We start from the raw sequence: 19,930 nt of genomic DNA, 5'->3' as shown, positions 1-19,930 counted from the left end.
GGGCGCCGCCGCTCAGGTGACCGGGCCGGTCCACTTCTCGCCGGGGCCCTTGCCGATCGGGTCGGCGATCGGCGACGCCTCGCGGAAGGCGAGCTGCAGCGTCCGCAGTCCGTCGCGCAGGCTGCGCGCGTGCATATCGCTGATGTCGGGGGCACCCGCCGTGACCAGGCCGGCGAGGGCGTTGATCAGCTTGCGCGCCTCGTCGAGGTCGACCTGCGCGCCCGGCTCGTCGGCGAGACCGCACTTCACCGCGGCGGCGCTCATCAGGTGCACCGCGGCGGTCGTGATGATCTCGACCGCCGGCACCTCGGCGATGTCGCGGGTCGCCTCCACGTCGGAGTCGTCGCCGAACCGTCGGGCGTAATCGTCGTCGTGCTGAGCCATGGGTCCCTCGTTCGGTGAGTCCGGCGCTCGCGAGGACCCCGAGGCGGTGCTCGAGGGGGCACTCGCGGGGGAGGGTGAGTGGCGGGCGCTGCCCGCTGCCCTTCCGGCCGGAAGTCTGCTATGGTGATGCGGGCTCCGAGGCATGTCCTCGGTTCGAAAGTGGAGATTCTCCCACCCGCGCTTGACCGCTTCACTAGGTTACCGGGTCAGAAGCACTCCGCCTCCGGCAACGGGGGCAGGGCTGCGGTCCTCGAGACACGTCTCGGGGAGCGCGTCGTAGGGTGCAGCGCAGCGCGGTAGACGCGCTTCGCACAGGGAATCACCTCTCTCGGGATGCGCCGGACGAAGAATCCGGCCGCAGAGCAGCAACTCACCGAGATCAGAGGAGAAACGCAATCAGCGATCCCCGTACCAACGACCGAATCCGCGTCCCCGAGGTCCGCCTCGTGGGTCCCGCCGGAGAACAGGTCGGCGTCGTGAAAATCGAGGTCGCCCTGCGACTCGCGCAGGACGCAGACCTGGATCTGGTCGAGGTTGCTCCCAACTCCAAGCCTCCCGTCGCCAAGATCATGGACTACGGGAAGTTCAAGTACGAGCAGGCCCAGAAGCTCAAGGAAGCCCGTCGCAACCAGGCGAACACGATCCTCAAGGAGGTCCGTTTCCGCCTGAAGATCGACAAGCACGACTACGAGACCAAGCGCAAGCGCGCCGAGGGCTTCCTGAAGGCCGGCGACAAGGTCAAGGCCATGATCCTGTTCCGCGGTCGCGAGCAGTCCCGCCCCGAGATGGGCGTGCGGCTCCTGCAGCGCTTCGCGGAGGACGTGTCCGAGTTCGGCCAGGTCGAGTCCACCCCGACCATCGACGGTCGCAACATGGTGATGGTCATCGGCCCGCTGAAGAACAAGTCCGAGGCGAAGGCCGAGGCGAACGCCGTCCGCGCCGCTCGTCGCGAGGCCAACACCCCCGAAGAGGAATCGGCCGAGTCCGAATCCGTCTGATACTTCGCCGCCCCGTCCTCGGGGCCGGTGGACGCCCCGCTCGCGGGGCACCAGTTTCGCCCGCCGAGTGCGCGTGCGACGTCGACAAGGAGAGAACATGCCCAAGATGAAGACCCACTCGGGTGCCAAGAAGCGTTTCAAGGTCACGGGCTCCGGCAAGCTCATGAAGCAGCAGGCCGGCATGCGTCACAACCTGGAGTCGAAGTCCAGCGTCCGCACCCGCCGCCTGAACCAGGACCAGGTCCTCGCCCCGCAGGACGCCAAGGTCGCCAAGAAGCTTCTCGGCCTGTAGTCGACCACCGCGGCAGCCCGCTGCCGTCGTAGTCCTCGACAACCGACTCGGATCGTAAGGAAGAAAGAGAAATGGCAAGAGTCAAGAGGGCGGTCAACGCCCACAAGAAGCGTCGCGTCATCCTCGAGCGCGCCAAGGGCTACCGCGGCCAGCGCTCGCGTCTGTACCGGAAGGCCAAGGAGCAGGTCACCCACTCCCTCGTCTACTCGTACCGCGACCGCCGTGCGAAGAAGGGCGAGTTCCGCCGCCTCTGGATCCAGCGCATCAACGCCGCGTCCCGCGCCAACGGCCTGACCTACAACCGCTTCATCCAGGGCCTCGCCCTGGCCGGCATCCAGGTCGACCGCCGCATCCTCGCTGACCTCGCGATCACCGAGCCCGCGACCTTCACCGCCCTCGTGGCGAGCGCGAAGGCCGCACTGCCGGCCGACACCTCGGCCCCGAAGGCCGCGTAGTCCGCAGCACTTCCCCGAAGGGGGTCACGACGAGAGTCGTGGCCCCCTTCGTCGTTCCCGCAGGACGTCGTTCCGGCAGGTCCTCGTGCCCGCAGGACCTCGTTCCCGCAGGTCGCCTTCCCGGCGGGCGACGTGTCGACCGGGCCCCGCGACGGTGCGCCGATAGGCTCGCCGCATGCTCGACAACCCCCGTTCTCCCCGTGTCCGCTCCGTCGCCAAGCTCACCCGGCGTCCGGCACGGCAGGAGTCGGGGCTCTTCCTCCTCGAGGGCCCGCAGGCGATGTCCGAGGCGCTGCGCTACCGCCCCGAGCTGCTGATGGAGTCGTTCGCGACCCCCACCGCGCTCGAGCGCCACCCCGAGATCGTCGCCGCGGCCGAGGAGGCCGAGGTCGAGATCGAGTACGTGACCGAGGACGTCCTCGACTCGATGGCCGACACCGTCACGCCGCAGGGCTTCGTGGCCGTCTGCCGGCAGTTCCCGACCTCGCTCAAGGACGTCGTCGCCTCCGAGCCGCGCCTCGTCGCCGTGCTGGAGGAGGTCCGCGACCCGGGCAATCTCGGCACGATCATCCGCGCGGCCGACGCCGCGGGCGCCGACGCTGTCGTGCTGACCGGCCGCTCCGTCGACCTCTACAACCCCAAGGTCGTCCGCTCGACCACGGGCTCGCTGTTCCACCTGCCCGTCGCGGTCGGAGCCGAGCTGCCCGACGTGCTGCAGCGGCTGCGCTCCGCAGGCCTCCGTGCCGTCGCCGCCGACGTCAAGGGCGAGGGCCTGCTCGACGTGCGCGCCCGGGGCGACCTCGCGCAGCCGACGGTCTGGGTGTTCGGCAACGAGGCCCGCGGCCTCGAGGACGAGTCGCTCGAGCTGATGGACGGCGTCGTGGCCGTGCCGATCTACGGCGCCGCGGAGTCGCTCAACCTCGCCACCGCCGCCTCGGTCTGCCTCTACGAGAGCGCCTTCGCGCTCCGCTCCTGACGTGCCGCTTCACGCGCAGTTCTGAGACGTTTCACGCCAGAACTGAGAGAAGACCACCTCGGCATGGTATGAGGCTGGGAGCGAGCCCCGGTTGTTGCGCTCTGGTTAAGAATCCGCTCATGATTTGACCCACCCATGCCCGTGTGATTCTCTGACGGAATGGAAGCACCCTCCCAGGCCGGGCGATCGTCCGCTGCCGCCCGCGAGCCCCTCGTCGTCCTCGACGGGGTCCAGAAGCACTACGGCGAGTTCCAGGCGCTGAAGGACATCGATCTGACGATCAACCGCGGCGAGGTGGTCGTGGTGCTCGGTCCCTCCGGGTCGGGTAAGTCCACGCTCTGCCGCACGATCAACCGCCTGGAGACCATCTCCGGCGGCACGATCTCGATCGACGGTCAGACGCTGCCGGAGGAGGGCAAGGGGCTCGCCGCCCTGCGCGCCGACGTCGGCATGGTCTTCCAGTCCTTCAACCTCTTCGCGCACAAGACGATCCTCGAGAACGTCACGCTCGGGCCGATCAAGGTCCGCAAGCTCTCGCGCAAGGCCGCCGAGGCGGAGGCGCAGGCGCTGCTCGACCGCGTCGGCGTCGGGCACCAGGCGGGCAAGACGCCCGCCCAGCTCTCCGGCGGTCAGCAGCAGCGCGTGGCCATCGCCCGCGCCCTCGCGATGAAGCCGAAGGTGATGCTCTTCGACGAGCCGACCTCCGCGCTCGACCCCGAGATGATCAACGAGGTCCTCGACGTGATGGTCGGCCTCGCCGAGGAGGGGATGACGATGATCGTCGTCACCCACGAGATGGGCTTCGCGCGCAAGGCCGCGCACCGCGTCGTCTTCATGTCCGACGGCGAGATCCTCGAGGACACCGATCCCGAGTCGTTCTTCACCGCCCCCCGGACCGACCGGGCCAAGGACTTCCTCTCGAAGCTGATCACCCACTAGGTCTCCGGCGCCGCGGGCGGACCCCGCCTCGGCCGCCGTTCGACAGGTCGCCCCCCGAACCCCGGGGAGCGACCGGACATCGCCCGCTCCAGCGGGCCACACCCCAGGAAGGACGATCATGCGCACCAAGCTCATGTTCATGACCGCGGGACTCGCCGCAGCGGCCCTCACCCTCGCCGGCTGCGCCGGTGACTCCGGAACCGGCGGCGGCTCGGACTCCGGCTCCGAGGGGAGCGGAGCGGCCTACGAGGTCGCGACCGACGTCACCCTCGAGGGCAGCCCGACCTTCGACGCCATGACGGCGGACGACACGGTCACCATCGGCGTCAAGGAGGACCAGCCGGGTCTGGGCTACCTCGACGCCGCGACCGGGGAGCGCTCCGGCTTCGACATCGAGATCGCGAAGTGGGTCGCGGCCTCCCTCGGCTTCTCCGCGGACAAGATCGAGTACCAGCCGATCCCCTCGGCGAACCGCGAGGCGTCGATCGTGAACGGCGACATCGACTACTACGTCGGCACCTACTCGATCACCGACAAGCGCAAGGAGCAGGTCGGCTTCGCCGGACCGTACTTCGAGACCGGGCAGCAGCTGCTGGTCGCCGCGGACAACGACACCATCACGGGTCCGGACGACCTCTCGGCCGACACCACCGTGTGCTCCGCGACCGGCTCCACCCCGATCCAGAACATCCGCACCAACTACCCCGAGGTCCCGACCGAGGAGTTCGACACCTACTCGCAGTGCGTCGACGCCCTGGCCGACGGCCAGGTCGACGCGGTCACCACCGACGGCGCGATCCTGATCGGCTATGCCGCCCAGCGCCCGGACGACCTGAAGGTCGTCGGCGAGCCCTTCAGCACCGAGCTCTACGGTATCGGCCTCGCGAAGGACGACACCGCACTGCGCGGCTTCATCAACGAGATGCTGACCGACGGCGGTGACACCTGGAGCGCGATCTACGACGAGACCCTCGGCCAGTCCGGCACCACGGTCGAGCAGCCCGCAGTCGACGCCTACTAGGCCGACCCCCTGAGGAGTCCCGGGGTGGCGCGTCGCGCACCGCCCCGGGACCTCCTCTGCCCCGCGCCGCACCGGCGACCGCTTCCACCTCCCCGATGAAAGGGCACGCAGCATGGATGTTCTCCTGAACAACCTCGACGTGTTCGTCCCCGCGTTCGGCAACACCCTGCTGCTGTTCGTCGTGTCGCTCGTCTTCGCTCTCCTCCTCGGCACCGTGGTCGGAGCGATGCGCGTCTCGCCCGTCCCGATCGCGCGAGCGGTCGGCACCGTCTACGTCAACACCATCCGGAACACGCCGCTGACGCTGCTGATGTTCTTCTTCGCCTTCGGCTACCCCAAGCTCGACCTGCCGGACGTCGAGTACACGAACCTCGCGATCGCCGCCCTGAGCATCTACACCGCGACCTACGTCGCCGAGGTGCTCCGCTCCGGGATCAACACCGTGCCGATCGGCCAGGCCGAGGCGGCCCGCGCGATCGGCCTCGACTTCGGGCTCACGATGACCCAGGTGGTGCTGCCGCAGGCGTTCCGCTCGGTCATCCCGCCGCTGATGAGCGTGCTGATCGCCCTCCTCAAGAACACCACCGTCGCCGCCGGCTTCTCGGTCGCCGAGGCCGGGACGATCGTCCGCGTGCTCAACGAGCGCGGCGAGAACAGCCTCATCGTCGTGCTCTGGGTCGCCCTGGTCTTCGTGGTCCTCGTCACCGCGCTCTCCCTCCTCCAACGCCAGCTCGAGAAGAAGTGGAGGGTCGCCCGATGAGCTCCGTCCTCTTCGACAACCCCGGACCCCGCGCGGTCGCCCGCAACCGCGTCATCGGCGCCGTCGTCGTCCTCGTCCTCGTGGCGCTGCTGGCCTTCGTGCTCTGGCGCTTCGCCGAGTCCGGGCAGTTCTCGCCGGCCAAGTGGCGGGCGTTCGGCTACCCGCTGGTCTGGCAGAGCATCGGCGCCGCTCTCGGGCAGACGCTCGCCGCCTTCGCCACCGCGGGCGTCGCGAGCATCGTGCTCGGCCTGCTGCTGGCGATCGGCCGCCTCTCCGACCGCCGCTGGATCAACATCCCGGTCACGCTCTTCATCGAGCTGTTCCGCGCGATCCCGGTCCTCATCCTGATGATGCTGATGTACTACGGGCTCCCGTTCGTCGGCCTCAAGCTCACGCCGTACCTCGCCGTGGTCATCGCGCTCACGCTCTACAACGGCTCCGTCTTCTCCGAGATCTTCCGCGCCGGCATCGAGGCCCTCCCGCGCGGCCAGAAGGAGGCGGGCTACGCGATCGGCCTGCGCAAGGCGGGCGTCATGCGCCTCATCCTCTTCCCGCAGGCGATCCGGTCGATGCTGCCCGTGATCATCGCCCAGCTCGTCGTCGCCCTGAAGGACACCGCGCTCGGCTCGATCATCACCTACAACGAGCTGCTCTACTACGCCCGCTACCTCGGCAACCAGCCGAGCCTGGACAGCCCGATCATCCCCGCCGCCATCGTGGTCGGCGCGATCTACATCGGCATCTGCCTGATCCTCTCCGGCATCGCCAAGTGGGTCGAGATCCGCACCAAGACCGGCGGCCGCAAGGGCACCGGCCACCCGGCGGTCCGCGCGACGACCGACACGGCACTGATCGCCGCCCAGGACTGAATCTTTTGGTCGGGATCGCCTTCGGCGATCCCGACCGCGGTCGGCTGACGAGGCGGTCGCGTTCCGCAGAGCGTCCTGCGTCCGCCTAGCGCGAATCGCTGGCACGCGATTCGCACGTTCGCCTTGCGGGCGGTCGGCGATCTGCAGGGTTCCCGTTCGATATCCCTGCACATGCTGGTCGAGTAGCCCCGGAGGGGCGTATCGAGACCCACCGCTCCGCGAGGAGGACTGGCGGGCGTCGGTTCCGGCGCTGGTGGATCTCGATACGCCGGCGTCGCCGGCTACTCGATCAGCATGCAGGGGCCGGTCGTCCGATTCGGTGGGCATCGACCCTTGGGGTCGGCCGGATCCGCGATCGGCCGCGCGGGCGGGCGAGCGCGTCCGCCCGCCGCGGCGAGCGGGCCGCGCGGGGCATCCCTACACTGGGGGATCGTGTCTGACAGCAACCCGATCACCGACGAGGCCGTCTCGGCGGCGACCGCGGAGGCGCTCACCGCGATCCGCGCGGCCGCCGATTCCGCCGCTCTGAAGGCGGCTCGCACCGCCCACCTCGGCGAGGGCTCGGCCCTCGCCCGACTGAACGCGCTGATGCGCTCCGTGCCGCCGGAGTTCAAGGCGGCGTCCGGCAAGCTCGTGGGCGGCGCCCGCAAGCAGGTCGGCGACGCGTACGCCGAGCGCGAGGCGGAGCTGGTCGAGGCCGAGCAGGCCGCGGCACTCGATGCCGAGCGCGTCGACGTCACCGCCGGCGCGAGCTTCGTGCGCCAGGGCGCCCGCCACCCGCTCTCGCTCCTCCAGGAGTCGATCGCCGACGTCTTCGTCGGCATGGGCTGGGAGATCGCGGAGGGGCCGGAGCTGGAGAACGAGTGGTTCAACTTCGACGCGCTGAACTTCGACGAGGACCACCCGGCGCGTGCGATGCAGGACACCTTCTTCGTCGACCCGGTCGAGTCGCACCTCGTGCTGCGCACCCACACCTCGCCGGTGCAGATCCGCTCGATGCTCGAGCGCACCCCGCCGATCTACGTGATCGCGCCCGGCCGCGTCTACCGCACCGACGAGCTCGACGCCACGCACACCCCCGTCTTCACGCAGTTCGAGGGCCTCGCCGTCGACCGCGGCCTGACGATGGCGCACCTGCGCGGCACCCTCGAGCACGTCGCCCGCCTCCTGTTCGGCGACGAGGCGAAGATCCGCCTGCGCCCCAATTACTTCCCCTTCACCGAGCCGAGCGCCGAGCTCGACATCTGGCACCCCACCTTCGTCGGCGGTGCCCGCTGGATCGAGTGGGGCGGCTGCGGGATGGTGAACCCGAACGTCCTGCGCTCGGTCGGCATCGACCCGGACGAGTACTCCGGCTTCGCCTTCGGGATGGGGATCGAGCGGACCCTGATGTTCCGCAATGACGTGAAGGACATGCGCGACATGGTCGAGGGCGACGTCCGCTTCAGCAAGCAGTACGGGATGGTGATCTGATGCGCATCCCGCTGAGCTGGCTGGGTGAGTACGTCGACCTCGAGCAGGGCGTCACGACCGAGGCCGTGCACGCGGCCCTGGTGTCGGTCGGCCTGGAGGAGGAGGACGTCCACCGCTTCGAGGTGTCCGGCCCCGTCGTGGTGGGCGAGGTCCTCGACCTCGTGCCCGAGCCGCAGAAGAACGGCAAGACCATCAACTGGTGCACCGTCCGGGTCGCGCCCGAGGGGGAGCGCGCGGCCGACGGCGGCGACGACGTCCGCGGCATCGTCTGCGGAGCGCACAACTTCGCCGCCGGCGACAAGGTCGTGGTCTCGCTGCCCGGCGCCGTGCTGCCCGGCCCGTTCCCGATCTCGGCGCGGAAGACCTACGGTCACGTGTCCGACGGGATGATCGCGTCCACCCGCGAGCTCGGCCTCGGCGACGACCACGAGGGCATCCTCCGGCTGGCGAGCCTCGGCATCGACCCCGAGGTCGGCACCGACGCGATCGCGCTGCTCGGGCTGGACGACGCCGCCGTCGAGGTCAACGTGACCCCGGACCGCGGCTACGCCTTCTCGATCCGCGGCATCGCCCGCGAGTACGCCCACGCGACCGGCGCCGACTTCCGCGACCCCGCGCTGGCGATCACCGCGCCCGAGCGGCTCGAGTCCGCCCCCGTCTTCCCCGTCGCGGTCCAGGACGAGGCGCCCATTCGCGGTCGCGTCGGCTCGTCCGTCTTCGTGACCCGCGTGGTGCGCGGCATCGACCCGTCGCTGCCGACCCCGCCGTGGATGATCGCGCGCCTGCGCCTGGCCGGCGTGCGCTCGATCTCGCTGGTCGTCGACATCACCAACTACGTCATGTTCGAGCTCGGGCAGCCGCTGCACGGCTACGACCTCGAGCGCCTGGAGGGCGGCATCGTCGTCCGCCGCGCCCGCGCCGGCGAGACGCTCGAGACGCTCGACGGCCAGACCCGCCGCCTGCACTACGAGGACCTGCTGATCACCGACGACGGCGGGCCGATCGGGCTCGCCGGGGTGATGGGCGGCGCCCGCACCGAGATCACGGACACCACCGCCGACGTCCTGATCGAGGCCGCGAACTTCGACCCGGTCTCGATCGCGCGGACGGCCCGCCGCCACAAGCTGCCGAGCGAGGCCTCGCGACGCTTCGAGCGCGGCGTGGACCCGCTGGTCGCGCCGGTCGCCGCCGCGCGCGCGGTGCAGCTGCTGGTCGAGCTCGCGGGCGGCACCGCCGACGAGCTCGGCTCGGTGCTCGCCGATTCCGACACGGCGTCGGCGATCGAGCTCCCCGACGGCTACATCTCCGGCCTGATCGGCCTCGAGTACACGGCGGAGGAGATCCGCGGCGCCCTCGTGGAGATCGGCGCGAGCGTCGAGGCCGGGGGAGCGGGCCTGCTCGTCACCCCGCCGAGCTGGCGGCCCGACCTGACCGACCGCTCGACCCTCGCGGAGGAGGTCGCCCGGATCACCGGCTACGACCGCATCCCGTCGATCCTCCCCGTCGCGCCTCCCGGTCGCGGCCTCACGCCCGGTCAGCGCCTGCGCCGGACGGTCGCGCAGTCGCTGGCGGCCGCCGGGCTCACCGAGGTGCTGTCCTACCCGTTCCTCTCCCGCTCGATCAACGACCGCTTCGGCTCCGTCGACGGCGCGCCGGTGCAGCAGGTCTCGCTGGCGAACCCGCTGGACGCGACGGCGGGGCAGCTGCGGCTCTCCCTCCTGCCCGGACTCGTGCAGGTCGCGGCGCGCAACCGCTCGCGCGGCCTCGTCGACCTGGCCGTCTACGAGATGGGCTCGGTCTTCCTGCCGCAGAGCGGCGCTCCGTTCGGCTCCGAGGGGCTGCCCCTCGCCGGCGCGCGTCCGTCCGCGGAGATCGAGGCGGCGCTGAACGCGGGGATCCCGCGGCAGCCGCTGCACGTGGCTGCGCTGCTGACGGGCTCGGCGCTCGAGCGTCAGCCGGGAGTGGCCGCGCGCGACTTCGACTGGCGCGACGCGCTCGACGTCGTGCGCGCCGTCGCGGCCGCCTCGGGCGTGGAGCTGCAGATCCGCCAGGGCTCGCACGCCGCCCTGCACCCGGGCCGCACGGCCGAGGTGCTGCTGGACGGCGCCGTGGTCGGCCACGCCGGCGAGCTGCTCCCGTCGCTCGCCGACGACCTCGACCTGCCGCACCGCGTGGCGGTGGTCGAGCTCGACCTCGATCCGCTGATCGCCCGCGCCGGCCGCCTCGTCGTCGCGCGCCCGGTCGGGGCTCTGCCCGCCGCGACGCAGGACCTCTCGCTGGTCGTGCCTGTCGCCGTGCCGGCCGCCGACCTGCAGGCCGCCGTGGCCGAGGGCGCCGGCGAGCTGCTCGAGGCGATCCGCCTGGTCGACGACTACCGCGGTGCGGGCGTCCCCGAGGGCTCGAAGTCGCTGACCTTCGCGTTGCGCTTCCGTGCCGCCGACCGGACGCTCACCGCCGCCGAGGCCAGCGCGGCGAAGGAGAGCGGCACCGCGCTCGCCGCCGAGCGCTTCGGCGCGAGCCCGCGCGAGTGAGCGGACGGCCGCCGGCTCCGGTCGGCGGCCGCCCGCGGCCACCGGGCCAGGGCGGGTCCCGCCAGCGACTAGGCTCTCGGGCATGACTTTTTCCGTGGCGGTGGCCGGAGCGAGCGGGTACGCGGGCGGCGAGCTGCTCCGCCTGCTCGCCGATCACCCCGAGTTCGAGGTGCGCACGGTCACGGCGCACTCGAACGCCGGCCAGCCCCTCGCCGCGGTGCAGCCGCACCTGCGCTCGCTGCGCCACCTCGAGCTCGTCGACACGACGACCGAGAACCTGGCGGGCCACGACGTCGTCTTCCTCGCGCTGCCGCACGGCAGGTCCGGCGAGATCACGGCGACGCTCCCCGACGACGTGCTCGTCGTCGACTGCGGCGCCGACCACCGGCTGACCGACGAGCAGGACTGGGCCGACTACTACGGTGGCGAGTTCGCGGGCGCCTGGCCCTACGGCCTGCCCGAGCTGATGCTGCCCGGCACCGGCCGGCAGCGCGACGTGCTGGCGGGGGTCCGCCGCATCGCGGTGCCCGGCTGCAACGTCACCGCGATCACGCTCGGCCTCGCGCCGGGGCTCCACGCCGGAGTGATCGAGGCCGCCGATCTGGTCTCGGTCCTCGCCGTCGGCCCGTCCGGGGCGGGCAAGAGCCTGCGGACCGATCTGCTCGCGAGCGAGCTGCTCGGCTCGGCGCACGCGTACGGCATCGGCGGCGGGCACCGGCACAACCCGGAGATCCGGCAGAACCTCGCGCTCGCCGGTGCCGGTCCCGTCTCGATCTCGTTCACCCCGATCCTGGTGCCGATGTCGCGCGGCATCCTCGCGACCTCGACCGCTCGGCTCGCGCCGGGAGTGTCCGCGCAGGACGTGCGCGCCGCGTGGGAGTCGGCCTACGCCGACGAGCCCTTCGTCCAGCTGCTGCCGGAGGGGACCTTCCCGCGCACAGCCGACACCGTCGGCGCGAACACGGCGCTGATCGGGGTCGCCGTGGACGAGCGCGCCCGCCGCGTCGTGGTGGTCACCGCGCTCGACAACCTGGTCAAGGGCACCGCCGGCGCCGCGATCCAGTCGACCAACATCGCCCTCGGTCTCCCGGAGACCCTCGGCCTGAGCACGAACGGAGTCGCGCCGTGAGCATCACCGCCGCAGCAGGATTCGCCGCGGCCGGCGTCGTCGCCGGTCTCAAGTCGACCGGCGCCCGCGACCTCGCCCTCGTGCACAACCTCGGCCCGCTGCAGAACGCCGCGACGGTCTTCACCAGCAACCGCTGCAAGGCGAACCCGGTGCTCTGGAGCGAGCAGGTCATGCGCGACGGCATCGTCTCGGCGATCGTCCTCAACTCCGGCGGCGCCAACTGCTACACCGGCGCCGCGGGCTTCCAGGTCACCCACGCGACGGCCGAGGCCGTCGGCGGGAGCCTGGGCGTCTCGGCGGGCGACGTGCTCGTCTGCTCCACCGGTCTCATCGGCGATCAGCTCGACCTCGGCAAGCTGACGGCCGCGGTGACCGAGGCCTCGGCGGCTCTCCCGGGCGCGACCGGCCCGGAGGCGGGCGAGGACGCGGCCCGCGCGATCATGACGACCGACACCGTGCCCAAGCAGGCGACCGTCCGCTCCGAGCAGGGCTGGACCGTCGGCGGCATGGCCAAGGGCGCGGGGATGCTCGCGCCCGGTCTCGCGACGATGCTCGTCGTGATCACCACCGACGCGGTCCTCGACTCCTCCGAGCTCGACACCGCGCTGCGGGCGGCGACCCGGGTCACCTTCGACCGCCTCGACTCGGACGGCTGCATGTCGACGAACGACACCGTGGCGCTGCTGGCGAGTGGCGCGAGCGGGGTGCGCCCCGAGTCGGCCGACTTCACCGCCGCGCTCACCGAGGTCTGCCGCGACCTCACCCTCCAGCTCCAGGCCGACGCCGAGGGCGCCGCGCACGACGTCGCGATCCGGGTGCTGAACGCGGCGACCGAGGACGAGGCCGTCGTCGTCGCCCGCGCTGTCTCGCGGAGCAACCTCTTCAAGGCCGCGATCTTCGGCAACGATCCGAACTGGGGCCGGGTGCTGGCCGCGGTCGGCACCACCGACGCGCAGTTCGACCCCTACGGCATCGACGTGGCGATGAACGGCGTGCAGGTCTGCCGGGCCGGCGAGCCCGACGCGAGCCGCGACCTGGTCGACCTCGCCCCGCGCAAGGTCTCGGTCGACATCGATCTGCACGCCGGCGACGCCACGGCGACGATCTGGACCAACGACCTCACCCACGACTACGTCCACGAGAACTCGGCGTACTCCAGCTGATGGCCGACGAGAATCCGACGGACTCCGAGAATCCGTTGAGCACCGGGGACCCCACCGAGGCCGAGACGCTCGCGCTGCGCGACGCCGTGGCCGTCAAGGCCGGCACCCTGATCGAGTCGCTGCCCTGGCTGCAGCGGTTCCACGGCAGGACGATGGTGATCAAGTTCGGCGGCAACGCCATGGTGTCGGAGGAGCTCCAGCGCGCCTTCGCGCAGGACATCGTCTACCTGCACTACGCGGGCATCCGCCCCGTCGTCGTGCACGGCGGCGGTCCGCAGATCTCCGCGATGCTCGACCGACTCGGCATCGCCAGCGAGTTCCGCGGCGGCTACCGGGTGACCAGCCCCGAGGCGATGGACGTCGTGCGGATGGTGCTCACCGGCAGCATCAGCCGCGACATCGTCCGGCGGATCAACGAGTACGGGCCGCTGGCCGCCGGCATCTCCGGCGAGGACGCGGGCCTCTTCGTCGGTCGCCGGCGCGGCGTGGTCCTCGACGGGGTCGAGCACGATCTCGGCCTGGTCGGCGACGTGATCTCCGTGGACCCCGCGGCCGTCCTCGCCCAGCTCGACGCCGGCCGCATCCCGGTCGTCTCCTCGATCGCGCCCGACTCCGACGACCCGACGCAGTCGCTCAACGTCAACGCCGACGCGGCCGCGGCCGCGCTCGCCGTCGCCGTCGGCGCCGAGAAGCTCGTGATCCTCACCGACGTCCCGGGCCTCTACGCCGACTGGCCCGATCGCGGCTCGCTCGTCTCGCACATCGCGTCCGACGAGCTCGCGGCGCTGCTGCCGTCGCTCGAGTCGGGGATGATCCCCAAGATGACGGCCTGCCTCGACGCGGTCCGCGGCGGCGTGCCGAAGGCCGCGATCATCGACGGCCGCGTCCCGCACTCGATGCTGCTCGAGGTCTTCACCTCCGAGGGCGTCGGCACCGAGGTCGTCGCCTCGGCCGACCCCCGCGACCGGGAGCGAACGTCGGGCCGCTGACCACCAGCGGCCCCGGCTCCGAGCGCCGCCCCGACGGGGTGCGCGCACCGACGGCCCTCCCGGCCGGTCCGCTTCCGCTCGAAAGGCTCGACATGTCCACCGATACCGCTCCCGGCATCCCCGCGCCCGAGGTCCCCGCCTCCGATCCCGCACCCGTCTCCGCCCGCACCGCGGAGGCCCGCGACCGCTACGCCGCCGCGATGATGCAGACCTTCGCCGCTCCGCTCGCCGTCCTCGAGCGCGGCGAGGGCTGCCGGGTCTGGGACGTCGACGGCCGCGAGTACCTCGACTTCCTCGGCGGGATCGCGGTGAACTCGCTCGGCCATGCGCACCCGGTCTTCGTCGAGGCCGTGAGCCGCCAGGCCGGCGCGCTCGCGCACGTCTCCAACTACTTCGCCACCGCCCCGCAGATCCGGCTGGCCGAGAAGCTCCGCGAGCTGACCGGGGCGGGCGAGGCGGGCCGCGTCTACTTCGCGAACTCCGGCACCGAGGCGAACGAGGCGGCCTTCAAGCTCGCCCGCCTGCACGCGGCCGGCGGCCGGCACCGGATCCTGGCGCTGCAGAACGCCTTCCACGGGCGCACGATGGGCGCCCTCGCGATGACCGGCAAGGCCGCGATGCGCGCGCCGTTCGAGCCGATGCCCGGTGGAGTCGAGCACATCGAGGCGACGGTCGAGGCCCTCGAGGCCGCGATCGACGAGTCGGTCGCCGCGCTGATCGTCGAGCCGATCCAGGGTGAGGCGGGCGTGATCCCGCTGCCGGACGGCTTCCTCGAGCGGGCGCGGGAGCTGACCCGGGAGCGGGGCGCCCTGCTGATCGTCGACGAGATCCAGACCGGCATCGGCCGCACCGGCAGCTGGTTCGCCTACCAGCGGGCCGGCATCCTGCCCGACGCGATCACCCTGGCCAAGGGACTCGGCGGCGGCTTCCCCGTCGGTGCCCTGGTCACCTTCGGCGCGGCCTCCGAGCTGCTGCAGAAGGGCCACCACGGCAGCACCTTCGGCGGCAACCCGCTCGCGACCGCGGTCGCCGGCGCGGTGATCGGCGAGATCGAGCGCGCCGACCTGCTCCGGAACGCCCGGGAGCGCGGAGCGCAGCTGACCGCGGGCGTGCTCGGCCTCGGCTCACCGCTGATCGCCGGGGTGCGTGGCGCCGGTCTCCTGCTCGGCATCGCGCTCAGCGAGCCCGTCGCCGCCCGGCTCGCCGCGGCCGCCATGGCGGAGGGACTCATCGTCAACGCGCCGAACGAGTCCAGCATCCGGATCGCGCCGCCCCTCATCATCACCGCCGCCGACGTCGACGAGTTCGTCGCCCGGTTCGGCCGCGCGGTGCGGGCGCTCGACGCCTGAACGACCCGACCTCCTCCTCCGATCGAAAGCGAACCGCAGCCGTGACCCGCCACTTCCTCCGCGACGACGACATCACCCCCGCCGAGCAGGCCGAGATCCTCGATCTCGCTCTGGAGCTCAAGCGCGACCGCTTCTCGCGGACGCCGCTCGCCGGCCCGCAGACCGTCGCGGTCATCTTCGACAAGTCCTCCACCCGCACCCGGGTGTCCTTCGCCGTCGGCATCGCCGATCTCGGCGGCAGCCCGCTGATCATCTCGACGGCGAGCAGCCAGCTCGGCGGCAAGGAGACCGCCTCCGACACCGCGCGCGTGCTCGAACGCCAGGTCGCGGCCATCGTCTGGCGCACCTACGCGCAGTCCGGGCTGGAGGAGATGGCGGCGGGCACCCGCGTCCCCGTGGTCAACGCGCTCTCGGACGAGTTCCACCCGTGCCAGCTGCTCGCCGACCTGCTGACGATCCGCGAGCACCGCGGTCGCCTCGCCGGCCTCACGCTGACCTTCTTCGGCGACGGCGCGAGCAACATGGCGCACTCCTACCTGCTGGCCGGTGCCACCGCGGGCATGCACGTCCGGATCGTCTCTCCCGCGGACTACGCTCCCGCTCCGGCCGTGCTCGCGGACGCCCAGCGCATCGCGGCCACCACCGGCGGCTCGGCCACCACCACGACCGACCCGGCCGCGGGCGCCGCCGGCTCGGACATCGTGATCACCGACACCTGGGTGTCGATGGGCAAGGAGGAGGAGAAGGCCGCGCGAGTCGCCACCTTCCGCGACTACCGCGTCGACTCCGACACCATGGCGGCCGCCGCCTCCGATGCGCTCTTCCTGCACTGCCTGCCCGCCGACCGCGGCTACGAGGTGACCGCCGACGTGATCGACGGTCCGCAGAGCGTGATCTGGGACGAGGCGGAGAACCGCCTGCACGCCCAGAAGGCCCTGCTGGTCTGGCTCCTCGAGCGCGCCGGCACGCCCGACGCCGCTCAGTAGACTCGACAGCCGACCCCGAGGAGAACCATGACGGAACGACCCTCCGCCCGCGCGGGCGAGGCCGGCGCGCTCTGGGGAGGCCGGTTCGCCGGCGGCCCGTCGCCCGAGCTGGCCGCGCTCTCGAAGTCGACGCACTTCGACTGGCAGCTCGCCGAGTACGACATCGCCGGCTCCCGCGCGCACGCCCGGGCCCTCGCGACCGCCGGCTACCTCGACGACGCCGAGCTGACCGGGATGCTCGACGCGCTCGAGCGCCTGCGCTCGGCGGTGGTCGAGGGCCGCTTCACCGCGGACGACGCCGACGAGGACGTGCACGGCGCGCTCGAGCGCGGCCTGATGCTCGAGGCGGGCCCGGAGCTCGGCGGCAAGCTGCGCGCCGGGCGCTCGCGCAACGACCAGATCGCGACGTTCGTGCGGATGTACCTCCGCGACCACGCCGCCGTCATCGCCGAGCTGGTGGTGCAGCTGATCGACGCGATCGCCGCGCAGGCCTCCGCCCACCCTGCGGCGATCATGCCCGGCCGCACGCATCTGCAGCACGCGCAGCCGGTGCTGCTCGCTCACCACCTCCTCGCGCACGCGTGGGCGCTGCTGCGCGACCTCGAGCGGTTGCGCGACTGGGCGGTCCGCGCCGACGTGTCGCCGTACGGCTCCGGTGCCCTCGCCGGCTCGACCCTCGGGCTCGACGCCGAGGCGGTCGCCCGCGAGCTCGGCTTCGCCGCGAGCGTGCCCAACTCGATCGACGGCACCGCGAGCCGCGACCTCGTCGCCGAGTTCGCCTTCGTCAGCGCGATGATCGGCATCGACGTCTCGCGGATCGCGGAGGAGATCATCCTCTGGAACACGCGCGAGTTCGCCTTCGTCACCCTCGACGACGGCTACTCGACCGGGTCGTCGATCATGCCGCAGAAGAAGAACCCCGACATCGCCGAGCTCGCGCGCGGCAAGGCGGGTCGCCTGCTCGGCAACCTGACGGGCCTGCTCGCGACACTGAAGGCGCTCCCGCTCGCGTACAACCGCGACCTGCAGGAGGACAAGGAGCCGGTCTTCGACTCGGTGACCACGCTCGAGGTGCTCCTCCCCGCGTTCAGCGGGATGATCGCCACGCTGACCTTCCACACCGACCGGATGGCCGAGCTCGCCCCGCAGGGCTTCTCGCTCGCGACCGACGTCGCCGAGTGGCTGGTCAAGAAGCACGTCCCGTTCCGCGACGCGCACGAGATCACCGGCGAGCTGGTCAAGCTCGCCGAGACCCGGGGCCTCGGTCTCGAGGACCTCGACGACGAGGCGCTGCGCTCGGTGTCGCCCCTGCTGACGCCCGACGTCCGCTCGGTGCTCAGCATCGGGGGCTCGGTCGCCAGCCGCGACGGCGTCGGCGGCACCGCACCCGACCGGGTGGCGGAGCAGCTCGCGCAGCTGACCGAGCGCGTGCGCGTCGTCCGGTCCGCCCTCCGCGGGGACGGGTCGTGACCCTCCAGGGCCCGCCCGGCGACGACGGCCGTCCGCCGCTGCCGCCGTGGCAGCAGCGGACCCTCGTCGTCGTCGCGGGTGTCGTGATCATCGCGGTGATCATCGTCACCGTGGTCTCGGGCCAGAGCTTCTTCTAGGGATGCCGGAGCCGCTCGACCTGTCGCGCTCGGCCCTCGAGGTCGCTCCCGATCTGCTCGGAGCGGTGCTGCTGCACCGCACCGACGAGGGCATCGTCGGCGTCCGGCTGACCGAGGTCGAGGCCTACCTCGGACTCGGCGAGGACCCGGGTTCGCACGCGCACCGGCGCCGGTCGCCGCGGAACGCGCCGATGTTCGGGGAGCCGGGCACGGTCTACGCGTATTTCAGCTACGGCATGCACACCTGCGTCAACCTGGTCTGCTCGCCGGCCGGCACGGCGTCCGCGGTGCTGCTGCGCGCCGGCGAGGTGGTCGTGGGGGAGGAGCTGGCGTTGCTCCGACGCGGACCGGTCCGCCCGAGGGACCTCGCCCGCGGTCCGGCGCGGCTCGCCAAGGCGCTGGGGGTGACCCTCGCGGAGTCGGGCGATCCGATGGCTCTCTCCTTCGAGCTGCTGCCGCGCGAGTCGCCGGTGCCGATCGAGTCGTCCGCCCGGACCGGGGTCTCCGGCGAGGGCGGCGACGCCGCCTTCCCCTGGCGGTTCTCGATCCCCGGAGATCCATCGGTCTCGCCCTACCGGCGGGCGGTGGCCCGGCGTCGCCCGGACGCCGGCGGCGGTCAGCCCGCCAGGTAGAGCCGCGCGAGGATCCCGAGCGCCGCGGACCAGGCGAGGCTGGCGAGCGTGCCGATGATGAAGCGCTCGCGTGCCTCGGGGGACGCCAGCTCGCTGAAGCGGCCGACGCCCTTGACGGCGACGATCACGGCGACGCCCTCCGGCAGACCGCTGAGCAGGGCGCCCGCGGTGGCGATCCGCTCGAGCACGCCGATGGTGGTGCCGCCGCGCAGCACCTCGATCGGCTGGCCGATCGCCGACGGAGCGACCCCGGGGGTCCCCGGACGCTGAGCGGCGGCGATCATGATGCCGCCGTGTGCACCGCTGCGGGAGTCGGTGGTCGCCAGATCGAGGGTGAGCAGGACCACCGGCCCGCCGCCGAGGACCGCGAGTGCGAAGGCGAGCACCACGACGGCGAGAGCGAGCGCCGGGGGAGCGGAGGCGCCGGCCACGCCGGTCAGCAGGAAGGCGGCGGCCGCGGCGCCGATGCTGATCCAGCCGAGCGAGGGGCGGCGCAGGCGCACCGCGAGGACGGCGCCCGCGACTCCGGTGAGGAGCACCAGGAGCACGCCGGTCCAGGAGGCGGACTGCGCGGCGACGGCGAAGGTCTCGGGCAGTGCGGTGCGGAGTGCCGTCATCGGGGTGTCCTCTCGGAAGCGGAAGCGGAAGCGGAAGCGGAAGCGGAAGCGGAAGCGGAAGCTGCGTCGGTCTCGATCGATCCGCGCTGCGACGGGTCGGTGCTCGCCGCCGCGTCGGGGTCGAGCGTACGGTCGACCACCGTCAGCAGCCGGGCGAGGGCGTCCCGTGCCGGTCCATCGGCGCGCGCGCTCGCGGTCCGCACCCGGAGGCTGACCGCCTGGGGGGTGACGGCGAGACGCTCGGCGGCCTCCTTCTGCGAGAGCCCCGCGTCCAGGAGGTCGACGATCTCCCACCCGGCCGGGGTCCGCGAGTCCCGGAGGTGGAGCAGCGGATCGAACAGAGCCTGGGCGTCGCCGACCGAGGGGAAGGCGTCGTCGGGGGAGCCGTGGCCGGACGGATCGGAGCCGGAGGCACCGGGGTCGAGGGAGAAGCGGGTCGCCCGTCCCTTCGCCGCCTCGACCGCGCGCCGCGCCGCGAAGTACGCCGCTCCGCGGGCGGCGCGGGTGGTCCGGGGCAGCGGCCGCTCGATCGCGCCGATGCCGAGGCCGATGCTCCAGTGCCCGGAGCGGTGGAGCGCGAGGACCACGGACACGACGGCCTCGGCGCGGTCGAGCACGAACTGGAACTCGTCGCCCGCGGTGCGCTCGGGAGGGAGCACGAAGGACGACTCCTTCGATTCGAGCAGAGCGGCGATCGCCTGCTCGACCCGGTCGTCGTCGTGACGACTGTCGCGCTGATCGGCGGTGATGACGAACACGA

At 72.1% G+C, this 19,930-nt stretch carries 21 protein-coding genes; 18 read left to right on the top strand and 3 right to left on the bottom strand.

Annotation, left to right across the window (positions count from 1 at the left end):
• Positions 1 to 12: 12 nt before the first annotated feature.
• Entirely contained in the window at positions 13 to 384 is a 372-nt protein-coding gene (locus tag C1I64_RS09655) for a DUF1844 domain-containing protein (RefSeq protein WP_123444520.1), read from the bottom strand.
• Positions 385 to 779: 395 nt separating this feature from the next.
• On the opposite strand from C1I64_RS09655, the gene infC reads away from it, so the two are divergent.
• The 18 genes from infC (at position 780) to C1I64_RS09570 (ending at position 18,553) form a co-directional block, all read left to right on the top strand.
• Entirely contained in the window at positions 780 to 1,382 is a 603-nt protein-coding gene (gene infC, locus C1I64_RS09650) for a translation initiation factor IF-3 (RefSeq protein WP_123444546.1), read from the top strand.
• Between the two features lie 97 nt (positions 1,383 to 1,479).
• Positions 1,480 to 1,674 carry a 50S ribosomal protein L35 gene (rpmI, locus tag C1I64_RS09645; protein ID WP_056042364.1) on the top strand — a complete coding sequence of 65 codons (195 nt, stop codon included), beginning with the start codon at positions 1,480 to 1,482 and terminating at the stop codon, positions 1,672 to 1,674.
• Positions 1,675 to 1,745: 71 nt separating this feature from the next.
• Entirely contained in the window at positions 1,746 to 2,129 is a 384-nt protein-coding gene (gene rplT, locus C1I64_RS09640; RefSeq protein ID WP_123444519.1) for a 50S ribosomal protein L20, read from the top strand.
• 175 nt (positions 2,130 to 2,304) lie between these two features.
• Positions 2,305 to 3,105 (top strand): TrmH family RNA methyltransferase, encoded by an 801-nt coding sequence (locus C1I64_RS09635; protein ID WP_123444518.1) that lies wholly within the window; start codon positions 2,305 to 2,307, stop codon positions 3,103 to 3,105.
• 159 nt (positions 3,106 to 3,264) lie between these two features.
• Entirely contained in the window at positions 3,265 to 4,044 is a 780-nt protein-coding gene (locus tag C1I64_RS09630) for an amino acid ABC transporter ATP-binding protein (RefSeq protein WP_123444517.1), read from the top strand.
• Between the two features lie 118 nt (positions 4,045 to 4,162).
• Positions 4,163 to 5,065, top strand: coding sequence for a glutamate ABC transporter substrate-binding protein (locus C1I64_RS09625; RefSeq protein WP_127887047.1), 903 nt, complete (start codon positions 4,163 to 4,165; stop codon positions 5,063 to 5,065).
• 112 nt (positions 5,066 to 5,177) lie between these two features.
• Positions 5,178 to 5,825: an amino acid ABC transporter permease gene (locus tag C1I64_RS09620; RefSeq protein ID WP_123444515.1), complete on the top strand. Its 648-nt coding sequence runs from the start codon at positions 5,178 to 5,180 to the stop codon at positions 5,823 to 5,825.
• Positions 5,822 to 6,694 carry an amino acid ABC transporter permease gene (locus tag C1I64_RS09615; protein ID WP_123444545.1) on the top strand — a complete coding sequence of 291 codons (873 nt, stop codon included), beginning with the start codon at positions 5,822 to 5,824 and terminating at the stop codon, positions 6,692 to 6,694. Before C1I64_RS09620 ends, C1I64_RS09615 begins: the two co-directional genes overlap by 4 nt.
• 432 nt (positions 6,695 to 7,126) lie before the next feature.
• Positions 7,127 to 8,167, top strand: a complete 1,041-nt coding sequence (gene pheS, locus C1I64_RS09610; RefSeq protein ID WP_123444514.1) for a phenylalanine--tRNA ligase subunit alpha — start codon at positions 7,127 to 7,129, stop codon at positions 8,165 to 8,167.
• Positions 8,167 to 10,698, top strand: a complete 2,532-nt coding sequence (gene pheT, locus C1I64_RS09605; RefSeq protein WP_127887046.1) for a phenylalanine--tRNA ligase subunit beta — start codon at positions 8,167 to 8,169, stop codon at positions 10,696 to 10,698. Before pheS ends, pheT begins: the two co-directional genes overlap by 1 nt.
• Positions 10,699 to 10,780: 82 nt before the next feature.
• Positions 10,781 to 11,827: an N-acetyl-gamma-glutamyl-phosphate reductase gene (gene argC, locus C1I64_RS09600; protein WP_127887045.1), complete on the top strand. Its 1,047-nt coding sequence runs from the start codon at positions 10,781 to 10,783 to the stop codon at positions 11,825 to 11,827.
• The gene (gene argJ / locus C1I64_RS09595) at positions 11,824 to 12,990 is read left to right on the top strand and encodes a bifunctional glutamate N-acetyltransferase/amino-acid acetyltransferase ArgJ (protein WP_127887044.1); all 1,167 of its coding nucleotides are present in this window, start codon (positions 11,824 to 11,826) and stop codon (positions 12,988 to 12,990) included. The genes argC and argJ overlap by 4 nt, the downstream gene beginning before the upstream one ends.
• A gap of 35 nt (positions 12,991 to 13,025) precedes the next feature.
• Positions 13,026 to 13,979 carry an acetylglutamate kinase gene (gene argB / locus C1I64_RS09590; protein WP_243587322.1) on the top strand — a complete coding sequence of 318 codons (954 nt, stop codon included), beginning with the start codon at positions 13,026 to 13,028 and terminating at the stop codon, positions 13,977 to 13,979.
• 92 nt (positions 13,980 to 14,071) lie between these two features.
• The gene (locus C1I64_RS09585) at positions 14,072 to 15,328 is read left to right on the top strand and encodes an acetylornithine transaminase (RefSeq protein ID WP_127887042.1); all 1,257 of its coding nucleotides are present in this window, start codon (positions 14,072 to 14,074) and stop codon (positions 15,326 to 15,328) included.
• Positions 15,329 to 15,369: 41 nt separating this feature from the next.
• Positions 15,370 to 16,314, top strand: a complete 945-nt coding sequence (gene argF, locus C1I64_RS09580; RefSeq protein WP_127887041.1) for an ornithine carbamoyltransferase — start codon at positions 15,370 to 15,372, stop codon at positions 16,312 to 16,314.
• Between the two features lie 27 nt (positions 16,315 to 16,341).
• A complete protein-coding gene (argH, locus tag C1I64_RS09575; RefSeq protein ID WP_127887040.1) occupies positions 16,342 to 17,784 on the top strand; it encodes an argininosuccinate lyase in 1,443 nt (480 codons plus the stop codon).
• Positions 17,781 to 17,921, top strand: a complete 141-nt coding sequence (locus C1I64_RS20035; RefSeq protein WP_159422422.1) for a hypothetical protein — start codon at positions 17,781 to 17,783, stop codon at positions 17,919 to 17,921. The genes argH and C1I64_RS20035 overlap by 4 nt, the downstream gene beginning before the upstream one ends.
• 2 nt (positions 17,922 to 17,923) lie before the next feature.
• Complete coding sequence (locus C1I64_RS09570; RefSeq protein WP_127887039.1) at positions 17,924 to 18,553, top strand: DNA-3-methyladenine glycosylase; 630 nt, start codon at positions 17,924 to 17,926, stop codon at positions 18,551 to 18,553.
• Here the strand turns inward: C1I64_RS09570 and C1I64_RS09565 are convergent.
• Complete coding sequence (locus C1I64_RS09565; protein ID WP_244209439.1) at positions 18,538 to 19,170, bottom strand: hypothetical protein; 633 nt, start codon at positions 19,168 to 19,170, stop codon at positions 18,538 to 18,540. The genes C1I64_RS09570 and C1I64_RS09565 overlap by 16 nt on opposite strands.
• Entirely contained in the window at positions 19,167 to 19,928 is a 762-nt protein-coding gene (locus C1I64_RS09560) for a DNA-binding protein (protein ID WP_208645112.1), read from the bottom strand. Before C1I64_RS09560 ends, C1I64_RS09565 begins: the two co-directional genes overlap by 4 nt.
• Positions 19,929 to 19,930 lie beyond the last annotated feature (2 nt).

This window comes from Rathayibacter festucae DSM 15932 (genome assembly GCF_004011135.1).
Classification (GTDB): domain Bacteria; phylum Actinomycetota; class Actinomycetes; order Actinomycetales; family Microbacteriaceae; genus Rathayibacter; species Rathayibacter festucae.
The sequence above is the reverse complement of the archived record's forward strand: the minus strand, read 5'-3'. Positions and strand labels throughout refer to the sequence as shown.

Excerpts from the sequence above, each read along its gene's own strand:
- C1I64_RS09655 (WP_123444520.1), bottom strand. The coding sequence starts at position 384 with ATGGCTCAGCACGACGACGATTACGCCCGACGGTTCGGCGACGACTCC.
- rpmI (WP_056042364.1), top strand. The coding sequence starts at position 1,480 with ATGCCCAAGATGAAGACCCACTCGGGTGCCAAGAAGCGTTTCAAGGTC.
- rplT (WP_123444519.1), top strand. The coding sequence starts at position 1,746 with ATGGCAAGAGTCAAGAGGGCGGTCAACGCCCACAAGAAGCGTCGCGTC.
- C1I64_RS09635 (WP_123444518.1), top strand. The coding sequence starts at position 2,305 with ATGCTCGACAACCCCCGTTCTCCCCGTGTCCGCTCCGTCGCCAAGCTC.
- C1I64_RS09630 (WP_123444517.1), top strand. The coding sequence starts at position 3,265 with ATGGAAGCACCCTCCCAGGCCGGGCGATCGTCCGCTGCCGCCCGCGAG.
- C1I64_RS09625 (WP_127887047.1), top strand. The coding sequence starts at position 4,163 with ATGCGCACCAAGCTCATGTTCATGACCGCGGGACTCGCCGCAGCGGCC.
- C1I64_RS09620 (WP_123444515.1), top strand. The coding sequence starts at position 5,178 with ATGGATGTTCTCCTGAACAACCTCGACGTGTTCGTCCCCGCGTTCGGC.
- C1I64_RS09615 (WP_123444545.1), top strand. The coding sequence starts at position 5,822 with ATGAGCTCCGTCCTCTTCGACAACCCCGGACCCCGCGCGGTCGCCCGC.
- pheT (WP_127887046.1), top strand. The coding sequence starts at position 8,167 with ATGCGCATCCCGCTGAGCTGGCTGGGTGAGTACGTCGACCTCGAGCAG.
- argC (WP_127887045.1), top strand. The coding sequence starts at position 10,781 with ATGACTTTTTCCGTGGCGGTGGCCGGAGCGAGCGGGTACGCGGGCGGC.
- C1I64_RS09585 (WP_127887042.1), top strand. The coding sequence starts at position 14,072 with ATGTCCACCGATACCGCTCCCGGCATCCCCGCGCCCGAGGTCCCCGCC.
- argH (WP_127887040.1), top strand. The coding sequence starts at position 16,342 with ATGACGGAACGACCCTCCGCCCGCGCGGGCGAGGCCGGCGCGCTCTGG.
- C1I64_RS09570 (WP_127887039.1), top strand. The coding sequence starts at position 17,924 with ATGCCGGAGCCGCTCGACCTGTCGCGCTCGGCCCTCGAGGTCGCTCCC.
- C1I64_RS09565 (WP_244209439.1), bottom strand. The coding sequence starts at position 19,170 with ATGACGGCACTCCGCACCGCACTGCCCGAGACCTTCGCCGTCGCCGCG.